This window comes from Myroides albus (assembly GCF_009711045.1).
In the GTDB taxonomy this organism is placed as follows: domain Bacteria; phylum Bacteroidota; class Bacteroidia; order Flavobacteriales; family Flavobacteriaceae; genus Flavobacterium; species Flavobacterium album_A.
The window spans coordinates 26,267-32,981 of record NZ_WMJX01000030.1 but is presented as its reverse complement, the minus strand read 5'-3'; the positions used below and the strand labels follow the sequence as shown (position 1 = coordinate 32,981).

Here is a 6,715-nt window from a genome sequence, read left to right as displayed (position 1 = left end):
TTTACTAGTTTCACTCCAGCTTATTTAGGGGCTAAGATAAAGAACGATTACAAGAATATTTAATATTCAAATCCATTAGGATTAGACCTGATAATTTTGGAAACTCACAAATTCCAAATTGGATTGACCAACTTTTATATCAACTTACTAATAAGCATAGTTTCAAAGAAAAAGAATTAAAATTATTATTAGCTGAATTGGAGAAAAATGGTTTTTCTAGAATTCCTACTTTAAATACAAAGTTTTCAATTGGAGCATATATAGCAGTGAAAGGGAAACAAGAAAACTCTGGAGATCAAATTGACATTATGAGAATTTCTAGTTATTTATTTTCAAGTGACATTTTTTTTACTGACAAGAAAAGGAAATATGAAATTTGCGAATTAGAACTTGATAAAAAATATAAAACAGAAGTATATTCTGGAACTGAAGCAGATTTAAAAAAATTTATTGAAGTTTTAAACAATTTATAAAAACTGCGTACAACATGGGTTTGGCGCAATGGCGGGTTAAGGCTAAATTTGAAGTTTCGGCTTTCTCTTCCGCAAAAAGCCAATTATATTGACTTTTTTCTTAAATTTATTCAATTAATTGGCTTTTGCTTACCGTGTCGATAAATTGAAACTATTCGCTTCAATTTCCGCCACGTGCGCCAAGCCCCGAAACGTTAGGCAATATCTTTAAAACACTATGGATAAATTAAAAATAATGATAAGCTCTACAATTGAAGATTTAGAGGCTGAACGAGATGCTGTTGAAAAAGTATTTCGTAAATACGATAATATAGTAGAATTAATTGGTGCTGGAAATTTAAATAATACTGCACAAAGCAATTCCTCACATTATCAAACATTAGAATTTGCAGAAAATTGCGACTTATATATTTTAATTTTAGGTAGTAGATATGGATTTGAATTATCAATTAAAAAATCTGCCACCGAAATTGAATATGATAAAGCGTTAATGGATGATCCTACAAAAATCTTAATTTTTAAAAAATCAATTGATAAAATTGAAGACAAACAAAAATCATTTATTAATAAAGTATCAGATTATTCTAACGGATATTGGAGAACACCATTTAATTATACTCACGATTTATCAGAAATGGTTGAAAAATCTTTTTTAAATTGGCTGTACAATAGAACCAAAAGAAAAGATTATTTATCAAATGTAGATAGATTTATTCAGTTAGCTATCAGCAAAAAAACTAAAAATATTAAAGAATTTAGTTACAAAGTATCAGATGATCATATCGAACTAGATTATGTAATCAATGGATATTTAAGATCTAAACATATTCAAATAACACAAATTGATACAAAATTTTGGGAAACATTTTCTGATTTAATTAACTCTATAGATGAATGGACTTATGAAACTTAAAAAAATACAAACTAAGTATTGTACTAATTTTAAAACACTAATTAGAAATAAAGAAACTTTAGCTGAAAATTTAAGAGAATATCTAACAAAAATTGGATGTGAACTTGGAAAAGAAATTAGTGAAGAATTCGAAACTCAAAATCAAACAATTATCACTCCATTAGAAGAAAGTTTTTCAGAAAAAATTTTTCTTCCTCAAATTAATGTTATTATATCTACAAAAGATGATTATCCTTATCTAAACAAAGGTATAAATAGCACCATTATAGGCACTAATTATAGAGGTTATATGAATTTCAACGGAATTAGAGGAATAGATGCATTAACAGCTGAAATTAGAGATATAAAATTGCCTTTAATAAAACACCAAGTTGATAATTTAATAATTGCTAAAACAGTATTAGCTTCTTCTTGTACTGCAATAAGTTTAGCAGAAAGAGCATACGAAGAATATCGTCCTAAAAATTTAATTTTCAGTGCAATATTTTATTCTGAATATGGCATAAAAGAACTTATAGAAAAGTTTCCTCAATCAAAAATTTTATTTGTAGATGAACCTGACCGAATAACTGAAAGTGGAATGCTTATACCTGGTCTTGGTAATATTGATGAAAGAATAAAAGGAGTAGCATAATATGAGTTTTAACAAAATGACTGTATCTATTAATATTTCTGCTTAATTGTATAATTCGAAAAACCAGCTAAATTTAAATTTTTCGCTTCAATTTCCGTTATTAATGCCAAAACCTGAAACATTATGTATAATTTATAATACCCCCTTGTTTAAATGAATATTTTTTTTTCTTGGCAATCAGATTTAAATCTTAAAAACAATAAAAACTTTATTGAAGACTGTATAAAAACTGCTATTAAAGAGTTTAATGCAGAAAATAAACATTTAGTTGAATTTAATTTAGACAAAGATACTACGGGAGAACCAGGAAACCCAGAAATAATAAATATTATCTTAAATAAAATTGATAATTCGAAACTATTTATTTGTGATTTGTCCATTATTAATCAAGACTATCATGGTAGAAAAACTCCAAATCCAAATGTTATTTTTGAGTTAGGTTATGCTATTAAATCTTTGGGTTGGGAAAGAATAATTTGTATTGTAAATCAAGAATTTGGTTTATCAGAAGATATGCCTTTTGATATTAAACACAGAAGAAATCTTGTCTATAATCTTATCACAAAAGATAAAAAAAATGAAAAAAGAAAAATTGTTGATGCAATAAAATCGAATATAAACATTTTGAAAGAACGAGGATTATTGCATAATGAATTAGATGATTATTTTAAACGAGATATTGATACAGAATTCATTACAATTTGTAATCATTTAAGAAAAATAATTTTCGAAAAGAAGGATAAAAATCTATTAATTGATGTTAACAACTTATTGAACTTACCAAAAGATGAATTAAAAGCTAAAATTAATAATAAAGCAATTTTAGGGTTTTATCTATTCAAACATTTTGAAGTCAATGCAAAAACTGTAAAAAAAATAATAGATAATATTATCTCAGTTTCAAATTTCAAAAAAGAAAAAATTGTGACACTAGTTAAATTTAAAGATTGGTTAGACTGGTATAACAAATTTAATGGAGGTCGAACATATGAAGATTTATATGTAAAATTAGGAAAAGTAGAGAATTATAAAATAGTTACATCTAACAATAAAGAATTACCAAATAGAATAATACTTGGTAAGCTATTACCTGAAAACAAAATGATTGTTGATGATTTTGGTGATATTGGGATTAAACCGAGAATTGATAATGCTGTTTATTATCACAAAGTTAATACTAAATATTTAGAAAACTATTCTCATCTTCTTTATAATTTTATAGAAATAGCAAATGAATGGTTAGACAAAACTGGTGGAGAATTTATTTTGGACACGCATAATCATTTTGAGATAAAATAAACTGTGCATAACATCATATTCCCAAAATAATAAACTATGGGAAATATAGAAAGTTTCTTTTTTGTCGTAACAGTCATTTATCGCTTGTCATTCTATTAGATCTCAATAAGAAAAAAGACCTTGATTTAAGGTAGGTATAAAAAATAATTTATATCAAAATTAGAAACTATAGAGGAATAACATGAAAAACTATTTAGGTATATTAAGTTCGGATTTGATTAATAAAGATAGGATCAAATTTACATTTGGGGCGCTAGAAGATATGATTTCTACGAATGCCATACAAGGGATTCCTTCATTAATCAATCATGACAAGCATAGACCGATAGGTTGGATTTTTCCTTTAGGTTTATATATAGAACCTAAAATTACTAAAGCAATAGGAAATTTTTATAATGCTGAAGTAGAAGATGATTTATTATTTTTTGATACAAAAATTAATGAATATTGGAAGAATTATCATTTAAAAGAATGTAAAGAGTTTATATCAGATTTTAAAGTATTGCTTGGAGACTATTTTTCAAAGGATGGTATCTTTTTGAAAAAAAGTTGTGTAGCATATCATTCCTTAAATATTGTTAAACAAATTTTTCCAGAATTATTTAGTAACCTTGATAAATCAGGACTAATTTATTTAGAAGAAATTTTAGTTGATTTTGATTATATAGGATCAGGTATTTTTAAAAATAAAAAAAATGATTTTTGTATTTATTGCCATCAATTCTTTAATCGAAATTTATCGATGTATAATAATTATAATACATATTTTATTGATGAATTTGTTCGTTTAAGTAAAAAAAAGGAGATAACACTTAGAATAGCTATTGATCCCAATTTAATTGGGTTATCTAAGACTTTTAAAGGGACTTTTGAATTTGATTATTGGTGGGGACCTAAATTTGATAATAATATATCAAAATTACCTAATGGAGTAACTAGATATGAATGTAATGAGGATTTTAAATTTTTCAGTGGTGTTTCTGGAACCGAATTTTGGTGGAAAAGTGACAAAGATGAGAAGATTTTAGAGATTGAAGAAATAAAAGAAAATCCATCTTTAGGAATTGATAAAAACTCTTACGGATGCAGATATATACATTCCATTTATAACACGAATAAAGAAGAATTTATACATTTTGATGGTGCTATTCGATTATATACAGAGGAAGCTATTTTAGAGAGATGGGACACTAGTATTAGTAAAATTGGGAAAAATACAGAATATACTAAAATATTTAGAATCGATGGAAGACTAGGTTTAGATGATTGGAAAAAATTAAGCATTCTATATTATAATGGTAATCCTCTACTATATGAATATTTTGGAGTCAAAGACAATTTTGACAAAATAGTTGAAAGTAATAACGAAAATAATGATATAATAAATAAATATTTACCTGCTTATATTAGAGAGGAAGATGGTATAAGATTATTTATTTCTTATCATAAGAAACAACAAGATTATGATACTTTTGACAGAAAAGCAATTCATCCTTTTAACTTAAAGTTTGGAGATAATAAAACTATAGAATGTTTTGAATATGATATTTTAGAAATAGCTAAAATAATAAAAAGAAATGGAGGTAATTTAGATTATTCTAAAAATATTAAATTCATTAAGCCCTATGATTTTTTAACCAACTATCCTATTATAATACATGGAAGTAATAATACTAGTGAATTAATAAAAGATACTTTTAATGCTTTTAAGTTAGTATTTACTGAACAAAACAAAACTTTAAATAAAACAATTTCATTAAGTATAGGTTGGGAAATGGAAAATTTTGAAGTTAGGTTGTCTGTAATGGGCAAATCATCAGAAATCTTAAAGTGGATGAAATCTAATAGTGAGATTCCGACAATTTATATTGATTTCAAAAGATGGGCGCTTTTACAACAAGAATGGATCTATAATAATTATGCATATCAAAAGAAAGATTATTTACATCTCTTAAGTAATGATGGTGTATTTTATCTTAATAGAATACAAATTCAGAATGAAATAATTAACTTTCAACATTTTAAGAATGTTGATCCTAGTAGTCATAGATTAAAAGAAATTGAAGATATTCAATTGAGAGATTTGGTGCAAAAAGGAGAGCTCACTTCTTCATATATGGGACTTTTAAATACTGTATTATGTACAAAAACGGGGACTGATTATATAGAATCAAGTACTTCTAAGTATTTAGATGACGGTGTATCTATGGCTATTTCAGATATCGAATTACTCTATTTTTTTTGGAGTCAAAAAGAGGAATAGATTTATAATGTATATATACTTAAAAAAATATTAACTTTACTTAATAATTAAAAAATTCCAATCATAGTTTAAAACTTTCCGAATAAGGTGCGCACATCAATTTAAAAAAATGAGCATCCCTATTTATAAAGCATACGGCATAAAAGAGGCTAACCCTCTTTCTCCGCAACATAATACCTTAACAAGGTGCAAAAACCTAGCAAAGGCATGCAGAATTAATAAATATGCAGGCTTTTATATTTTAATGATCGACCTAAAATATTTAAAAATGCTAAAAATTTCAATACCTAATTCGATGCACTACACTCAAAACTGAGTAACTTGTAAAAATAAATTTGATTTTATATTAAGTATTTAAAAAAAACTAAATTAGAGCTTATACACACTAATTTCTATACAATTTCTTAGATTTAATGAATTTTGACAATATAACCACTTTAGTATCTTTGATAATAGCACTTGTATCGCTGATTGTTGCTATCAATGCTTTAAAAGTATCTAATACCGCATTAAAAGTATCTGATACTGCTTTGAATCTATCATCAAGAGAATATGCACCTCAATTTATCTATGATTTTAGAGAAAATGGTGATATTTATGTTGAGAATCCTCATCCTGACCTATATCAAATAGATTTTGCGGAATTAATAGTTTTAAAAAAAATAGGAATAGAAGATTATGTAAATAAAGGGTTAATACAATTCTCATATGTTGAGAGTTCAAAAACAACTAGATTATTTGGAGGAGATAAGTTCGGAGTAAGTATTATAATAAATAAAAATGCTGTTGGTCCTTGTGCTTTAAATTTATGCCCTTATAATTCAACTCTAATAGCTTCTTTACGTGTTAAGTTAGAGCATGAGTATAGTTTAGATAGTCCAATGGGCTATATGCTCCCTTCTCTTAAAGAAGAAGAAACCTACATAATAATCTACTATAGTAACAAGAACAAAGAGCGAAAATCAGTTATCTCATGTAGATATTTTATTCACGGAGGTGGCGGTTACGATTTAATCACGATAGATCAAGAAGATTTTGAATTCAATATAAACGAAGCAAATATTCCCAAATTTGAGGATATAGATTCTCTTTGGAATTATCTTAAAATAGAAAAATTCAAAAAATGGTGATGT

At 26.1% G+C, this 6,715-nt stretch carries 6 protein-coding genes; all 6 read left to right on the top strand.

The window, feature by feature from the left end; genetic code table 11:
- Nucleotides 1-197: 197 nt before the first annotated feature.
- The 6 genes from GJV76_RS11870 to GJV76_RS11845 all read left to right on the top strand — a co-directional run bounded on the left by GJV76_RS11870 (nucleotide 198) and on the right by GJV76_RS11845 (nucleotide 6,712).
- Entirely contained in the window at nucleotides 198-473 is a 276-nt protein-coding gene (locus GJV76_RS11870) for a hypothetical protein (protein ID WP_155092834.1), read from the top strand.
- A gap of 217 nt (nucleotides 474-690) precedes the next feature.
- Entirely contained in the window at nucleotides 691-1,386 is a 696-nt protein-coding gene (locus GJV76_RS11865; RefSeq protein WP_073145530.1) for a DUF4062 domain-containing protein, read from the top strand.
- Nucleotides 1,376-2,020, top strand: a complete 645-nt coding sequence (locus GJV76_RS11860) for a uracil phosphoribosyltransferase (protein ID WP_196216227.1) — start codon at nucleotides 1,376-1,378, stop codon at nucleotides 2,018-2,020. The genes GJV76_RS11865 and GJV76_RS11860 overlap by 11 nt, the downstream gene beginning before the upstream one ends.
- 153 nt (nucleotides 2,021-2,173) lie before the next feature.
- Nucleotides 2,174-3,319: a TIR domain-containing protein gene (locus GJV76_RS11855; protein WP_155092832.1), complete on the top strand. Its 1,146-nt coding sequence runs from the start codon at nucleotides 2,174-2,176 to the stop codon at nucleotides 3,317-3,319.
- Between the two features lie 181 nt (nucleotides 3,320-3,500).
- Entirely contained in the window at nucleotides 3,501-5,582 is a 2,082-nt protein-coding gene (locus tag GJV76_RS11850) for a hypothetical protein (protein ID WP_155092831.1), read from the top strand.
- 413 nt (nucleotides 5,583-5,995) lie between these two features.
- Nucleotides 5,996-6,712, top strand: a complete 717-nt coding sequence (locus GJV76_RS11845; RefSeq protein WP_155092830.1) for a hypothetical protein — start codon at nucleotides 5,996-5,998, stop codon at nucleotides 6,710-6,712.
- The last annotated feature ends 3 nt before the right edge of the window (nucleotides 6,713-6,715 follow it).

Excerpts from the sequence above, each read along its gene's own strand:
- GJV76_RS11845 (WP_155092830.1), top strand. The coding sequence starts at position 5,996 with ATGAATTTTGACAATATAACCACTTTAGTATCTTTGATAATAGCACTT.
- GJV76_RS11865 (WP_073145530.1), top strand. The coding sequence starts at position 691 with ATGGATAAATTAAAAATAATGATAAGCTCTACAATTGAAGATTTAGAG.
- GJV76_RS11860 (WP_196216227.1), top strand. The coding sequence starts at position 1,376 with ATGAAACTTAAAAAAATACAAACTAAGTATTGTACTAATTTTAAAACA.
- GJV76_RS11855 (WP_155092832.1), top strand. The coding sequence starts at position 2,174 with ATGAATATTTTTTTTTCTTGGCAATCAGATTTAAATCTTAAAAACAAT.
- GJV76_RS11850 (WP_155092831.1), top strand. The coding sequence starts at position 3,501 with ATGAAAAACTATTTAGGTATATTAAGTTCGGATTTGATTAATAAAGAT.